The following is a 15474-nucleotide window of genomic DNA, read 5'->3' on the forward strand; positions in this document are numbered from 1 at the left end:
CCGCCACCGCGCGGGCGGCTCGCCGCAGGAGTCCTGCGCTGCCGCCGGGGGCCGCCGGCGCCAGGAGAGGCCGAGGTCACAGGGGCACAGCGGCCAAGGTCACAGCCGTGCCCTCTGCTGCCGGCGGGTCCGTCTGGCCTAGCATCCGGAGCATGAAGGTCGTGCCCGACGACGGGCTTTCGCTGGCCGCCGAGTTCCCTGACGCGAACCTTGAGCAGTGGCAACGCCTCGTGGCGGGTGTCCTGCGCAAGTCGGGCAGGGAGGTCTCGGACACGGCAGCCGAGGAGGCTCTGTCCACCGCGCTGGAGGACGGGCTCCGGGTCCGGCCCCTGTACACCGCGGACGATCCCGCTCCCGACCCCGGCCTGCCCGGTTTCGCGCCCTTCGTGCGCGGTGCCCGGGCGGAGGGGAACACCGTCGGCGGCTGGGACGTGCGGCAGCAGCACACGGCCGGCGGCGCGGTCCTCGCCGACCTGGAGAACGGCGTCACGTCACTGTGGCTGGTGCTGGGCGAGGGCGGTGTGCCGCTCTCCTCCCTCGGCGCGGTCCTCGAAGGCGTCCATCTCGACCTGGCGCCCGTCGTCCTGGACGCCGGAGGCGACGTCGAGGCCGCCGCGCAGGGGCTGCTGCGGCTGTACGAGGAGCGGGGCGTCGCCCGGGAGGCGGCGCGCGGCAACCTGGGTGCGGACCCGCTGGGCCACGAGGCCCGTACCGGCCGGCCCGCCGACTTCGCGCCCGTGGCCGGCCTCGCGCGCAGGTGCGCCGAGGCGTATCCGGGGCTGCGGGCGCTGACCGTGGACGCGCTGCCGTATCACGAGGCCGGCGGCTCCGCCGCGCAGGAGCTCGGCAGTTCGATGGCGACCGCGGTGGCCTACCTGCGGGAGCTGACCGAGGCCGGCCTGCCCGTGCGGCAGGCCTGCGCGCAGCTGGAGTTCCGGTACGCCGCCACGGCCGACCAGTTCCTGACCGTCGCCAAACTGCGTGCGGCCCGCCGCCTGTGGGCACGCGTCACCGAGGTCTGCGGGGCGCCCACCGGGCAGATCCAGCACGCCGTGACCTCGCCGGTGATGATGGCCCGGCGCGACCCCTGGGTGAACATGCTGCGCACGACCGTCGCCACGCTGGCGGCCGGGGTGGGCGGCGCCGACGCGGTGACCGTGCTGCCCTTCGACCACTCGCTCGGCCTGCCGGACGCCTTCGCGCGGCGCATCGCCCGCAACACCTCCACCATCCTCATCGAGGAGTCGCACCTGTCCCGGGTCATCGACCCGGCGGGCGGCTCCTGGTACGTGGAACGCCTCACCGACGAACTCGCCCGTGCGGGCTGGGAGTTCTTCCAGGAGATCGAGCGGACGGGCGGCCAGGCGGCCGGTCTGCGCTCGGGCCGGATCGGCCAGGACCTGGCGGACACCTGGCAGGCGCGCAGCACGAAGCTCGCCCAGCGGCGCGAACCCGTCACCGGTGTCAGCGAGTTCCCGAACCTCGCCGAGCGTGCGGTGGAGCGCGCCCCCGCGCCGGCACCCCGTTCCGGCGGGCTGCCCCGGGTCCGGCGTGACGAGACCTACGAGAGGCTGCGCGCCCGGTCCGACGCCCATCTCGCGGCGACCGGATCACGCCCCCGTGTCCATCTCACCGCCCTCGGCCCGGCCGCCGCGCACACCGCCCGCCTCGGCTTCGCCGCGAACCTGTTCCAGGCCGGCGGCATCGAGCCCGTCACGGAGGGCTCCTTCGCGGACAGCGGCGCCACCGAGGTCTGTCTGTGCTCCAGCGACGCGCTGTACGAGGAGCAGGCGGCGGCCGTCGCCCAGGAGCTCAAGGACGCGGGCGCCTCGCACGTGTTCCTCGCGGGGCGTCCGGGCGGGTACCCGGGAGTCGACGCGTACGTCTTCGCGGGCTGCGACGCCGTCGCCGTGCTCTCCGCCGCCCTCGACCGCATGGGAGTGTCCTGATGGGAATCCCCGACTTCGCCGGGATCGAACTGGGGACCCCGGCCGCCGACGCCGGCCCCGACGAGTGGCGTACGGCTGTCAAGCAGGCCACCGGGGGCGACGAGCCGCTGTGGGAGACCCCGGAGGGCATCGCCGTCAAGCCGCTGTACACCGGTCATGACCTGGAGGGCCTGGACTTCCTGGGCACCTACCCGGGCATCACCCCGTATCTGCGCGGCCCGTACCCGACGATGTACGTCAACCAGCCCTGGACGATCCGTCAGTACGCGGGCTTCTCCACCGCCGAGGAGTCCAACGCCTTCTACCGGCGCAATCTGGCGGCCGGCCAGAAGGGTCTGTCGGTCGCCTTCGACCTGCCCACCCACCGCGGGTACGACAGCGACCACCCACGGGTCACGGGCGACGTGGGCATGGCGGGCGTGGCCATCGACTCGATCCTCGACATGCGGCAGTTGTTCGACGGCATCCCGCTGGACCGGATGACGGTGTCGATGACGATGAACGGCGCCGTGCTGCCGGTGCTCGCGCTCTACATCGTGGCGGCCGAGGAGCAGGGTGTACCGGCGGAGAAGCTGGCCGGGACCATCCAGAACGACATCCTCAAGGAGTTCATGGTCCGCAACACCTACATCTACCCGCCGAAGCCGTCGATGCGGATCATCTCCGACATCTTCGCCTTCACCTCGCAGCGGATGCCCCGCTACAACTCCATCTCGATCTCCGGCTACCACATCCAGGAGGCGGGCGCGACGGCCGACCTGGAACTCGCCTACACCCTCGCGGACGGCGTGGAGTACATCCGGGCCGGGCGGGAGGCAGGGCTGGACGTGGACGCGTTCGCGCCCCGGCTGTCGTTCTTCTGGGCGATCGGCATGAACTTCTTCATGGAGATCGCCAAGTTGAGGGCAGCGCGTCTGCTCTGGGCCAAGCTCGTGCGGCAGTTCGACCCGCAGAACGCCAAGTCGCTTTCCCTGCGCACCCATTCGCAGACCTCGGGCTGGTCGCTGACCGCGCAGGACGTGTTCAACAACGTGACCCGTACCTGCGTCGAGGCGATGGCGGCGACGCAGGGCCACACCCAGTCGCTGCACACCAACGCCCTGGACGAGGCGCTCGCGCTGCCCACCGACTTCTCGGCGCGCATCGCCCGCAACACACAGCTGCTGATCCAGCAGGAATCCGGCACCAACCGGGTGATCGACCCGTGGGGCGGCAGCGCGTACGTCGAGAAGCTGACGTACGACCTCGCCCGGCGGGCCTGGCAGCACATCCAGGAGGTCGAGGCGGCGGGCGGCATGGCCAGGGCGATCGACGCCGGCATCCCCAAACTGCGCATCGAGGAGGCCGCGGCCCGCACCCAGGCCCGTATCGACTCCGGGCGCCAGCCGGTGATCGGCGTCAACAAGTACCGCGTCGAGACCGACGAGCGGATCGACGTGCGCTCGGTCGACAACTCCTCGGTGCGCGCCCAGCAGATCGCCAAGTTGCGGCGGCTGCGCGCCGAGCGTGACGAGCGGGCCTGTCAGGACGCGCTCGACGACCTGACCCGGGCGGCCGGCGGGGAGGGCAACCTGCTGGAGCTGGCGGTGCGCGCGGCCCGCGCGAAGGCCACCGTCGGGGAGATCTCCGACGCCCTGGAGAAGGTGTACGGGCGCCACGCGAGCCAGATCCGTACCATCTCCGGCGTGTACCGCAACGAAGCCGGAGAGTCCCCTTCCGTGGAACGCACGCGCACCCTGGTGAACGCCTTCGAGGAGGCCGAGGGCCGCCGGCCGCGGATCCTGGTCGCCAAGATGGGCCAGGACGGGCACGACCGCGGCCAGAAGGTGATCGCCACCGCCTTCGCCGACCTCGGTTTCGACGTGGACGTCGGCCCCCTGTTCCAGACGCCTGCCGAGGTGGCCCGGCAGGCCGTCGAGGCGGACGTGCACATCGTCGGCGTCTCGTCGCTGGCCGCCGGGCACCTCACCCTGGTGCCGGCGCTGCGGGAACAGCTCGCCGAGGAGGGCCGCGAGGACATCATGGTCGTGGTCGGCGGGGTGATCCCGCCGCAGGACGTGCCCCTGCTGCTGGAGATGGGCGCGGCTGCCGTCTTCCCGCCCGGGACGGTGATCCCGGACGCGGCGTACGACCTGGTGGAACGGCTGTCAGCCGGCCTCGGACACGATCTGTAAGCCCCATGGCGATCGATGTGGACGCGTATGTGAAGGGGGTGCTCGACGGCAGGCGGGCCCTGGTGGCCCGTGCGATCACGCTGGTCGAGTCCACCCGGCCCGATCACCGCGCGCTGGCGCAGGGCCTGCTGACCGAGCTGCTCCCGCACAGCGGAAAGGCGCGGCGGATCGGGGTCAGCGGGGTGCCCGGCGTCGGCAAGTCGACGTTCATCGACGCGTTCGGCACCATGCTCACCGGGCTCGGGCACCGGGTCGCGGTGCTCGCCGTCGACCCGTCCTCCAGCCGCACCGGCGGCTCGATCCTGGGCGACAAGACGCGGATGGAGCGCCTGGCCGTCGACCCGGCGGCCTTCGTCCGTCCGTCCCCGACCTCGGGGACGCTGGGCGGGGTGGCCAAGGCGACGCGCGAGTCGATCGTGGTGATGGAGGCCGCGGGCTACGACGTGGTCCTGGTGGAGACGGTGGGCGTCGGTCAGTCGGAGACGGCGGTCGCGAACATGGTCGACTCCTTCCTGCTGCTCACCCTCGCCCGCACCGGCGACCAGCTCCAGGGCATCAAGAAGGGCGTCCTGGAACTGGCCGACGTGATCGCCGTCAACAAGGCGGACGGTCCGCACGAGCGCGACGCCCGCGCGGCCGCCCGGGAGCTGTCGGGCGCCCTGCGGCTGATGCACGGCCGGGACGCCGCCTGGACCCCGCCGGTCCTCAGTTGCAGCGCCCGCGAGGCGGCCGGCCTGGACACCGTCTGGGACCGTCTCGAACAGCACCGCGGCCTGCTCGACTCCACCGGCCGGCTCGCCGCCAAGCGCCGCGAGCAGCAGGTCGACTGGACCTGGGCCATGGTCCGCGACGAGCTGCTCGGCCGTCTGCACTCGGCCCCGGCGGTCCGGGCCCTCGCACCCGAGCTGGAACAGCGGGTCAGGGACGGTGAGTTGACGGCCACGCTGGCCGCCGAGCGCATCCTGAGGGTGTTCGGAGGAGGAGAGGGCTGAGAGCCGCCGGCCCGGCGGTCCCGACCGGCGGGGCGAGGCGACCGGGCGCCGGGCGGGCCGACCGCCTGCTCAGGGGGGCGCCCCGCCGCCCTCCGGGCTCAAAAGATCTTCGCGGCAGCGTTGCTCTTCCGACCGTATTGTGACGTAATCGAATCTCAGGAACGGATCTTGGCGGTGCCCCCGCCGCGCCGGAAGGAGCGGCTGGCATGCATGGGTATGCGGCGGACGGCGACGAGGTCACGGCGGCGCCCAGCGGCTTGCTGGACCTCCTGAAGGTCGCGGCCGTCGTGCTGGACGCGCGCGGGCACATCGCGCTGTGGAGCCCCGAGATCGAACAGCTGCTCGGCTACTCGGCGCAGGAGGCCCTGCGGCAACGCGCCGACACCCTCCTCGTCGCGCCCGGGAACCGGGCGCGGGGCCGGGAACTGTTCACGCAGGTCCGTTCGGGGGCCCGGTGGGCGGGTGTGTTCCCGCTGCGCCACCGGGACGGCACGGATCGCGCCGTGGAGTTCCGCACGATGCGGCTGCTCGACAGCGAGGGGCAGCCCCATCTGCTGGGACTCGCCACGGACGCGATGACGGTGCGCGGCGTGGAACGGGATCTGGCCCTCTCCCACAGTCTCGTCAACCAGACCCCGGTCGGCATCGCCGTCTTCGACAACGATCTGCGCTGGGTGGGCGTCAATCCGTCGCTCGAGCGCATGAACGGCGTGTCCGAGGCGGCCGTGGTGGGCCGCCGGGTGGGCGAGGTGCTCCCGGACCTGGACGTGGAGGCGATCGAGGCCCGTATGCGGCATGTCCTGGCGACCGGCCGTCCGCTGCTCGACCAGCAGACCGTCGGGCGTACGGCCGCGCACGTCGAGGACCGCGCGTACTCCGAGTCCTATCACCGCATCGAGGACACGAACGGCCGGGTGCTCGGCCTCGCCATGGCCGTCCTGGACGTCTCCGAACGCCAGCAGGCCGCGGCCGAGGTCGCCCGGGCCCGCCAGCGCCTTTCCGTGATCGCGGACGCCGGGGTGCGGATCGGCACCACCCTGGACCTGCGGCAGACCGCGCGGGAACTGACCGACGTGACCGTCCCGCACGTGGCCGACCTGGCGGCCGTCGACATCCTGGAGTCCGTGGTGGCCCACGGGACCATCACGCCCGTGACGGGTCACGCCCCGGCCGAGTTCCGGGCGCTGGCCGTCGCCGCCGGGTACCCCACCGACGCCATCCACGCCGCCGACCCGGTCGGCGAGCTGGCCACCTACGGCCCCTCGCGCATCATCACCCGCTGTGTGCGCAGCGCCCGGCCGGTCCTGGTGGAGCGCGTGGAGGCGCGCATGATGCGACGCATCGCCCGTGACGCGAACGCCGCTCGCACCCTGCACGCGGCAGGCGTCCACTCCTACCTGGCCCTGCCGCTGATGGCGCGGGGCAAGGTGCTCGGGACGCTCAGCCTGTACCGCACCGTCAACGAGCGGCCCTTCGACGAACAGGACCGGGTGCTCGCCTCGGAGCTCGCCGCGCGCGCCGCGATCTGCATCGACAACGCCCGCCTCTACGGACGGGAACGCACCACCGCCCTGACCCTCCAGCGCAGCCTGCTCCCGTCCGCGCCCGCCGCGCGGGAGGGACTGGACATCGCCGCCCGGTACCGCCCGGCTCTCAGCGAGGTCGGCGGTGACTGGTACGACGTGCTGCCCCTGGGGCCGCAGCGCACCGCTCTCGTCGTCGGGGACGTGATGGGCAAGGGCGTCCAGGCCGCCGCGATCATGGGTCAGCTGAGCAGCGCGACGCGGGCGCTGGCCCGGCTCGACCTCCCGCCTGCCGAGCTGATGCGGCACCTCGACGACATCGCCGGCTCGCTCGGCGACGCGATCGCCACCTGCGTCTACGCCGTGTGCGACCTGCGGCGCGGCATCTGCACCCTGTCCGGCGCGGGCCATCTCCCGCCGGTTCTGACCAGGCCGGACGGCACCACCGAACTGGTCGACATCCCCGGCGGCGTACCTCTGGGGGTGGGCGGGGTGGACTTCGGGACCACGGAGCTGGAGCTCTCCGCGGGGTCGTTGCTCGCCCTCTACACGGACGGCCTGGTCGAGAACCGGGAGGACCCCATCGACACCGGCCTCACCACCCTGACCCGGCTCCTCCAGAGCACCGGCGGGGACTCCCTGGAGCAGACTGCCGACACCGTCCTCAGCGCCCTGAGTCCGGAGCCCGACGACGATGTCGCGCTCCTGCTGGCCCGGACCCGCCCGGCCGGCTGAGGACGCCGGTCGCGTACTGAGACAGAGGCGACCGGCTCACCGCGGCCGCCCCTGTCTCAGGCGTCGGGCGGCGTGGCGGCGAGGTCGGCCGCCGTCGCGCACACGCGGCGTCCGACGCCCGAACGCCTCCGCCTCACCCGGTAACCGCGTCGGGCTTGCTTCCCCTGCCGGGCGCGCGTTGAGTACGCGTACTCAGGCGCGTTCCTCCCCCGCGGCACGACACTGGGGCTCCGATCGCCCTCACCGGAGGTTCCCTCGTGTTCAGCCGTGCCGTTCTCGCCCTGACACCGTTCTTCGGACGTCTCACGGTCACCAGTGAGATCAAGCTGCGTCTGCCCGCGGGGACCATCTTCGTGGCCAACCACGACTCCATGGCCGACCCCGCCGTCGTCATGGCCGCGCTGCGGCGGCTGGACCTGGAGCCGGTGGTGATGGCGACCGCGGGGCTGTGGCGCATACCGCTGCTCGGCAGGGCGCTGACCCGCGAGGGGCACATACCGGTCCACCGCCGTACGGCGCACGCGGCGCTGGCCCTGGACGCCGCCGCCGAAGCCCTGGCGGGCGGGCGGCACGTCCTGCTCTACGGAGAGGGCCGGCTGCCGCGCCGCCGGGACGCGGCCGCCACCGCACCCGAACCGTTCCGCACGGGGCTCGCCCGCCTGGCCCGGGCGAGTGGCGCTCTGGTGGTGCCGGTGGGCCACGCGGGCGCCCGGCGGATCGCCTCGGGGTCGGCCGCGAAGCAGCTGGCGGGCACGTTGACGGCACCGGTCCGCAGACCGCACTGCCACGTCCATCTCGGCGCGCCGCTGCGGCTCCCCGCGGAGACGGAGCGCGGCACGGCGGCCGCCCGCCTCGCGGTCACCACGGCCTGGCGAACAGCGGCCCGCGCCGTGGGCGAACACCCGCGGTAGTCACCGCCGCACAGCGGGGACGAACACGGGGGCGAACCGCGCGGGACGGACGCCGGCCGATCCGTGGCGTCGGCCTGGAGCGCGCACGCCCGACCCCGCAGCGGCGGCACCGCGTTGAGGACCCCGGCCCCCGCGGCAGGCGAACCCGAGGCGGCCGGCGGCTCGCTCCCGCCTCGAAGCGGCCACCGTGGCAGCGCGGCCCCGGCCCCGGCCCGCGCGCTACACGCACACCCGAGGCGGCCCTGAGCAGGCCGTACTCCGAAGCGGCTGCCTTCGCAGCGCGACCGCGGTCCACGCCATGGGCGTGTCACCGGTGCATCCGTCGGACCGGTGGGACCGGCGCCGTCGTCACCGGGGCGTCGGCGGTGGCGCCGTGCTCTGGCGCAGCACCAGCCGCGTCGGTACGAGCGTCGTCCCGTGTTCCGAGCCGTCCGGGCGCATCTTGCGCAGCACGGCCTGGACACAGAGCCGGCCGACCTCGGCGAAGTCCTGGTGCAGGGTGGTGAGCGGGGGCAGGAAGGAGCCCGCCTCGGGGATGTCGTCGAAGCCGATGACGCTGACGTCCTGCGGCACCCGGCGCCCGCCTTCGTGCAGGGCGCGCAGCAGGCCCAGTGCCATCTGGTCGTTGGCCGCGAAGACGGCGGTGCAGTCCTCGCGGGCCACCAGTTCGCGTCCGGCCAGGTAGCCGGACTCCGCCGACCAGTCACCCCTGACCAGCGGCGGTGCGCTGCGGCCCGCCTCGGTGAGCGCGGCCCGCCAGGCGTCCGCACGGCGCTGGGCGGCGAACGAGCCCTCGGGTCCGCCGAGATGCCAGACGGTCCGGTGGCCGAGGTCGAGCAGGTGGTGGACGGCGGTCTTGGTGCCGCCGGCCTGATCGGTGTCCACGACGGTGTAGTGGTCGCCGGCGTCGGAGTCCACCACCACGACCTGGACGTGCGGCGGCAGCTTCACGGTCGCCGCGTCCAGCAGGTGGACCTCCATGATGACGATCACGGCGTCGACGGCCAGCTCCTCCAGCCGGGAGAACGCGCCGCGCACCTCGTCGCTGGTGGGGACGGCCACCGGGAGCAGGGTCACCGCGTAGCCCTCGGCGGCCGCCGAGGTCGCGATCGCCTCCAGGGTGCGCACGTTCCCGGTGGTGGACAACGTGAACGTGATGACGCCGATCGTCCGGAACTCGCCGCGCTTGAGGGCGCGGGCGGCGCTGTTGGGCCGGTAGCCGAGTTCGGCCATGGCGTGGAGGACCTGCTGCCGGGTCTCCTCGTTCACGCCCGCGTAACCGTTGGAGACCCGGGAGACGGTCTGCGAGGACACGCCGGCGAGCCTCGCGACGTCCGCCATGGAGGCCGTGGCCCGGGTGCGTCTCGGCACGTTGGCCGGTGTTCTCTCAGCCATGTCCACTCGGTGTGCCCACCTCTCTGTCGGCGCAGGTGCGACGGCCGCCCCAGAGGACTCTTGACCATCGTTATCGGGGCAGTGTAGACATGCCGCCATCAGATGTTTACGTAAACATAACAGCTTGCCAAGCCTCTTGCGTGGCTGATGTTTACGTAAACATCATGGTGGTGGTGAGGCGTTCGGAAATCTCCGCGCGTTCGGAAATCTCCGCGCACCACCGCCGGGCTCCAGGACTGGACGAGCGAGGAACGACATGACGACGCTGCAACCGCCGGTGGCCGCCGAGCCGCGGCCGGCACCGCCTCCGGCGAAACGGGACCGCCGCTCCTGGACGGGATGGGGTTTCATCGGTCCCTTCGTGGCGGTGTTCGCGCTGGTCTTCCTGGCGCCGATCGCATACTCGATCTACCTGAGCCTCTTCCGGGACCAGTTGATCGGCGGCAACCAGTTCGTCGGGCTGGACAACTACACACGGGCCCTCCAGGACGAGGCGTTCTGGTCGGCGGTCGGCCGCGTGGCGCTCTTCCTGGTGATCCAGGTGCCGATCATGCTGGGCATCGCCCTGCTGGTGGCGCTGGCACTGGACAGCGGCCGCCTCTACGGCAAGAGCTTCTTCCGGATCACGATCTTCCTGCCGTACGCCGTGCCCGCCGTGGTCGCCACCCTGATGTGGGGCTTCATGTACGGCACCAAGTACGGCCTGGTGGGCGACATCAACTCCGCGTTCGGTGTCACCCTGCCCGACCTGCTCTCCCCCAGCTGGGTACTCGCCTCCATCGGCAACATCGTGACCTGGGAGTTCGTCGGCTACAACATGCTGATCTTCTACTCGGCGCTGCGGGTCGTCCCGACCTCGCTCTACGAGGCGGCGGAGATCGACGGCGCCGGTCAGTGGCGGATCATCAGCGCGATCAAGCTGCCCGCGATCCGGGGCGCGCTCGTCATCGCGACGATCTTCTCGATCATCGGCAGCTTCCAGCTGTTCAACGAGCCGAGCATCCTGCGTCCGCTGGCCCTGAACTCCATCACCACGGACTTCACACCGAACTACTACACGTACTCGCTGTCCTTCAACGGCCAGCAGCACAACTACTCCGCGACGGTGGCCATCATCATGGGCGTCATCACGATGATCGTCGCCTACGTCGTCCAGCTGCGCGGCATGCGCAAGGGAGCGTGACCCGATGAGCACGACTGTCACCGCCTCCCCCGCGAAGAACACCGCCCCGAGGCTGCGGACCCCCCGCAAGAAGCACAGCCCGGGCAAGCCGAAGCGCAATGTGCTGCTGACGGTGCTGATGGCCCTGATGGTCCTCTACACCGTGGTGCCGCTGATCTGGCTGGTCATCAACTCCACGAAGACCCAGGCGGGCCTGGCCGACTCCAACGGACTGTGGTTCGCCCACGACTTCGCCCTCTGGGACAACATCCGGACCACCTTCACCTACCACGACGGCATCTTCGGACGCTGGCTGCTGAACACGCTGCTGTACGTGGTGCTCGGTGCGGGTGGCGCGACCCTGCTGGCCGTGCTGGGCGGGTACGCCCTTGCGAAGTTCCAGTTCCCCGGCAAGCGCGCCATCTTCGCCGTGGTGATCGGTGCGGTCGCCGTGCCGGCCACTGCGCTGGCCGTGCCGACCTTCCTGATGTTCAGCAAGATGGGGCTGACCGACACCCCGTGGGCGGTGATCATCCCGTCGCTCGTGTCACCGTTCGGCCTCTACCTGATGTGGGTGTTCGCCGCGGAGGCGATCCCGACCGAGCTGCTGGAGGCGGCCCGGATGGACGGGGCGAGCGAGGTGCGCACCTTCTTCCAGGTCGCGCTGCCGCTGCTGGCTCCCGGGATCGTGACCGTCCTGCTGTTCACCACGGTCGCCACCTGGAACAACTACTTCCTCCCCCTGATCATGCTGAAGGACCCGGACTGGTACCCGCTGACCCTGGGTCTGAGCGCCTGGAGCTCGCAGGCACAGACCATCGGCGGTGACGTGATCTTCAACCTGGTGATCACCGGATCCCTGCTGACGATCATTCCGCTGATCGCCGCCTTCCTGTTCCTCCAGAAGTACTGGCAGTCCGGCCTCGCCGCCGGAAGCGTCAAGGAGTGACGTGGACGGCGCCCCCAAGCCCCACATTTAAGCCATACCAGCACCACCCCCACCCTCACCTGTCCCACCCACGAAGAAGTGGAAGCCCCATGCGCAGAACAACGAGCCGCATCCTGCGCGGCATCGCCCTCGTCTCCACCCTCGCCCTGGGCGTCACCGCCTGCGGCGGTTCGGACGATGACTCCGACACCAAGGCCGTCTCCGCCAACGACATCCAGACTGCCCTGGACAAGGGCGGCGACATCACGGTCTGGGCCTGGGAGCCCACCCTGAAGACGGTGGCCGCCGACTTCCAGAAGAAGTACCCGAAGGTCAAGGTCAACCTGGTCAGCGAGCGCTCCGGCGACAAGCACTACACCGCGCTGTCCAACGCGATCTCGGCCGGCAAGGGCGTCCCGGACGTCGCCCAGATCGAGTACTTCGCGCTCGGCCAGTACTCCCTGACCAAGGGCCTGACCGACCTGGCGCCCTACGGTGCCGACAAGCTCGCCTCCAAGTACACGCCGGGCCCGTGGAACGCCGTGAGCGACGGCGACAAGGTCTACGGCCTGCCGATGGACTCGGGCCCGATGGCGCTGTTCTACAACAAGACGGTCTTCGACAAGTACAAGATCGCCGTCCCCACCACCTGGGACGAGTACCTGGACGCGGCCCGCAAGCTCCACAAGGCCGACCCGAAGGCCTACATCACCAGCGACCTCGGTGACGCGGGCCTCACCACCTCCCTGCTGTGGCAGGCCGGTTCGCGCCCCTACAAGGTCGACGGCACCAAGCTCGGCATCAGCTTCGACGACGCGGGCGCCAAGAAGTACGAGACGGTCTGGCAGCAGCTGATCAGCGAGAAGCTGCTCGCCCCGGTCAACGGCTGGACCGACGACTGGTACAAGGGCCTGGGCGACGGCACCATCGCCACCCTGCCCACCGGCGCCTGGATGCCCGCCAACTTCGTCACCGGCGTCCCGAACGCCAAGGGCCAGTGGCGCGCCGCGGCGATGCCGGCCTGGACCAAGGGCGACAAGGCGAGCGCGGAGAACGGCGGCAGCTCGCTGGCCGTCCCGGCGCTGGCCAAGAACAAGGAACTCGCCTACGCCTTCACCGAGTACGCCAACTCCGGCGCCGGTGTCGCCACCCGCATCGGCGAGGGCGCCTTCCCCGCCACCAAGGCGGAGCTCGAGTCGCCCGCGTTCCAGAGCAAGAAGTTCGACTACTTCGGCGGCCAGGAAGCGAACAAGATATTCGCCGACTCCGCCGCGAACGTGGCGAGCGACTGGTCGTACCTCCCGTTCCAGCCGTACGCCAACTCGATCTTCAACGACACCGTCGGCAAGGCCTACGTCTCCGGCACCAAGCTGGCGGACGGTCTGAAGGCCTGGCAGGACGCGTCGGTCAAGTACGGCGGCGAGCAGGGCTTCACCATCGAGAAGTAGTCGGGGAGCACTCCTCGCAGTACCTCGCCACGCGGTGATCGGTACGCAGTGATCGGTACGCAGTAAAACGCCGGGCGGCGCGGCTCCCGGGCCGCGCCGCCCCCGTGCACCACCCTTCGGAAGGACCGCCATGATCTCCACCCTCCAGTCCCGCATGCTGCGCGGGGCGGACGGTGACCCCGCCCCGCGTCTGGCGTACGGCGCCGACTACAACCCCGAGCAGTGGCCCCGGGACGTGTGGGAGGAGGACGTCCGGCTGATGCGGGAGGCCGGTGTCACCGTCGTCTCCGTGGGGATCTTCTCCTGGGCCCGTATCCAGCCGGGCCCGGACACCTGGGACTTCGGCTGGCTCGACGAGGTCATGGACCTGCTCCACGCGGGCGGGATCGGCGTCGACCTGGCCACCGCCACCGCGTCCCCGCCGCCCTGGCTCACCACCGCCCACCCGGAGATCCTGCCGGTCACGGCGAACGGCGAGACGCTCTGGCCGGGCGCCCGCCAGCACTGGCGGCCCACCTCGCCCGTCTTCCGCGAGCACGCCCTGCGTCTGGTCCGGGAGATCGCCGACCGGTACAAGGACCATCCGGCCCTGGTCGCCTGGCACGTCTCCAACGAGCTCGGCTGCCACAACGTCTACGACTTCTCCGACGACGCGGCCCGCGCCTTCCGGGTGTGGCTGCGCGCCCGCTACGGATCGCTCGACGCCCTGAACCACGCCTGGGGGACGGCGTTCTGGTCGCAGCGCTACAGCGACTGGGAGCAGATCCTGCCGCCGCGGCTGGCCGCCTCGCACCCCAACCCCACCCAGCAGCTCGACTTCAAGCGGTTCTCCTCGGACGCGCTGAAGGACCATCTCGTCGCGGAACGGGAGATCCTGCGGGAGATCACGCCCGGGATACCGGTCACCACCAACTTCATGGTGATGGGCGGCACCAAGGGCATGAACTACCCGGACTGGGCCGACGAGATCGACTTCGTCTCCAACGACCACTACGTCCACCCCGGCCCGCAGGACCGCGACGAGCTGTCCTTCTCCGCGAACCTCGTCAGCGGCATCGCGAGCGGCCGGCCCTGGTTCCTGATGGAGCACTCCACCAGCGCCGTCAACTGGCAGCCCGTCAACGTGGCGAAGCGGCCCGGGGACCTGGCCCGCGACTCGCTGCTGCATGTGGCGCACGGCGCCGACGCGGTGTGCTTCTTCCAGTGGCGGCAGTCGGCGGCCGGCGCCGAGAAGTACCACTCGGCGATGGTCCCGCACGCCGGAGAGGACAGCGACCTGTTCCGCGCGGTGGCCGACCTCGGCGCCACCCTCAAGGCCCTTGCCCCGGTGGCCGGTTCCGAGCGGGAGACGGCCGCCGTCGGCATCCTCTACGACTGGGACTCGTGGTGGGCCAGCGAGCAGGACTCGCACCCCACCGCCCTGCTGGACTACCGGCAGGAGGCGCTCGACTGGTACTCGGCGCTGCTCGCCCTCGGCGTCCGCGCCGACCTCGTCACCACCCGCGCCGACCTCTCCCGGCACCAGGTGCTCATCGCGCCCGTGCTGCACGTCGTGCCGGCCGAGCTCGCGAAGGAGCTCACGCGCTACGCCGAGCAGGGCGGCCACCTCGTCACCACGTACTTCTCCGGGGTCGTCGACGAGAACGACCACATCTGGCTCGGCGGCTACCCGGGCGCCCTGCGGGAACTGCTCGGCATCCGCATCGAGGAGTTCGGTCCGCTGCTCGCCGGGGAGTCCGTGGAACTGGACGACGCCACCTCGGGCAGCCTGTGGACCGACCGGATCACCGTCACCGACGGAGACACCGAGGTGCTGGCGCACTACCGCACCGGTGTGCACGCCGGACGCCCCGCCGTCACCCGGCGCCCGACCGGAGGCGGTTCGGCCTCCTATGTCTCCACCCGGCTGGGCGTCGACGGGCTCCGCTCGCTGCTGCCCCGGCTGCTGGACCCGGCCGGGGTCAGCAGTGAACTCCCCTCGGACGTCCGGGGATCGGTCGAACTGACCGTCCGGCGCGGCGCCGAAGGCCGTTTCCTGTTCCTGGTCAACCGGACCGACGGCACGGTGCCGGTGACCGGACTCGACGGCGAGGTGCTGATCGGCACCGGCGGCGCGCAGGGCGGCCTCGTCCTCGGGCCGCGGGAGGTCGCCGTGCTGCGACAGCCCGCCGGCTGACCTCGCCCGTTCCCACCCCCACGACTCCTCGGCACGGCACGCGCCCGTACCGGGGGCCATCCCCTCCTGCCCGCGCGGCAG

10 protein-coding genes are annotated in these 15474 nt (G+C 71.5%); 9 read left to right on the forward strand and 1 reads right to left on the reverse strand.

The window, feature by feature from the left end:
• Positions 1-152 precede the first annotated feature (152 nt).
• The 5 genes from OHS71_RS03980 to OHS71_RS04000 all read left to right on the forward strand — a co-directional run bounded on the left by OHS71_RS03980 (position 153) and on the right by OHS71_RS04000 (position 8284).
• Positions 153-1949 carry a methylmalonyl-CoA mutase subunit beta gene (locus OHS71_RS03980; protein ID WP_328476840.1) on the forward strand — a complete coding sequence of 599 codons (1797 nt, stop codon included), beginning with the start codon at positions 153-155 and terminating at the stop codon, positions 1947-1949.
• Positions 1949-4123, forward strand: coding sequence for a methylmalonyl-CoA mutase (scpA, locus tag OHS71_RS03985; RefSeq protein WP_328476842.1), 2175 nt, complete (start codon positions 1949-1951; stop codon positions 4121-4123). Before OHS71_RS03980 ends, scpA begins: the two co-directional genes overlap by 1 nt.
• A 5-nt stretch (positions 4124-4128) precedes the next feature.
• A complete protein-coding gene (meaB, locus tag OHS71_RS03990) occupies positions 4129-5115 on the forward strand; it encodes a methylmalonyl Co-A mutase-associated GTPase MeaB (RefSeq protein WP_328476844.1) in 987 nt (328 codons plus the stop codon).
• A 206-nt stretch (positions 5116-5321) separates the two neighbouring features.
• The gene (locus tag OHS71_RS03995) at positions 5322-7373 is read left to right on the forward strand and encodes a SpoIIE family protein phosphatase (RefSeq protein WP_328476846.1); all 2052 of its coding nucleotides are present in this window, start codon (positions 5322-5324) and stop codon (positions 7371-7373) included.
• A gap of 257 nt (positions 7374-7630) precedes the next feature.
• Positions 7631-8284: a lysophospholipid acyltransferase family protein gene (locus OHS71_RS04000; protein ID WP_328476848.1), complete on the forward strand. Its 654-nt coding sequence runs from the start codon at positions 7631-7633 to the stop codon at positions 8282-8284.
• Between the two features lie 348 nt (positions 8285-8632).
• Here OHS71_RS04000 and OHS71_RS04005 read toward each other — a convergent pair whose 3' ends face one another.
• On the reverse strand, positions 8633-9625 hold the full coding sequence (locus OHS71_RS04005; protein ID WP_443047153.1) for a LacI family DNA-binding transcriptional regulator: 993 nt from the start codon (positions 9623-9625) through the stop codon (positions 8633-8635).
• A 310-nt stretch (positions 9626-9935) separates the two neighbouring features.
• Here OHS71_RS04005 and OHS71_RS04010 point away from each other — a divergent pair, with 310 nt between their 5' ends.
• The 4 genes from OHS71_RS04010 to OHS71_RS04025 all read left to right on the forward strand — a co-directional run bounded on the left by OHS71_RS04010 (position 9936) and on the right by OHS71_RS04025 (position 15393).
• Positions 9936-10862, forward strand: a complete 927-nt coding sequence (locus OHS71_RS04010; protein WP_328476852.1) for a carbohydrate ABC transporter permease — start codon at positions 9936-9938, stop codon at positions 10860-10862.
• Positions 10863-10866: 4 nt separating this feature from the next.
• A complete protein-coding gene (locus tag OHS71_RS04015; protein ID WP_328476854.1) occupies positions 10867-11790 on the forward strand; it encodes a carbohydrate ABC transporter permease in 924 nt (307 codons plus the stop codon).
• An 89-nt stretch (positions 11791-11879) separates the two neighbouring features.
• The gene (locus OHS71_RS04020) at positions 11880-13217 is read left to right on the forward strand and encodes an ABC transporter substrate-binding protein (RefSeq protein ID WP_328476856.1); all 1338 of its coding nucleotides are present in this window, start codon (positions 11880-11882) and stop codon (positions 13215-13217) included.
• Positions 13218-13347: 130 nt separating this feature from the next.
• The gene (locus OHS71_RS04025) at positions 13348-15393 is read left to right on the forward strand and encodes a beta-galactosidase (protein WP_328476858.1); all 2046 of its coding nucleotides are present in this window, start codon (positions 13348-13350) and stop codon (positions 15391-15393) included.
• Positions 15394-15474 lie beyond the last annotated feature (81 nt).

Source organism: Streptomyces sp. NBC_00377 (assembly GCF_036075115.1).
Taxonomy (GTDB): domain Bacteria; phylum Actinomycetota; class Actinomycetes; order Streptomycetales; family Streptomycetaceae; genus Streptomyces.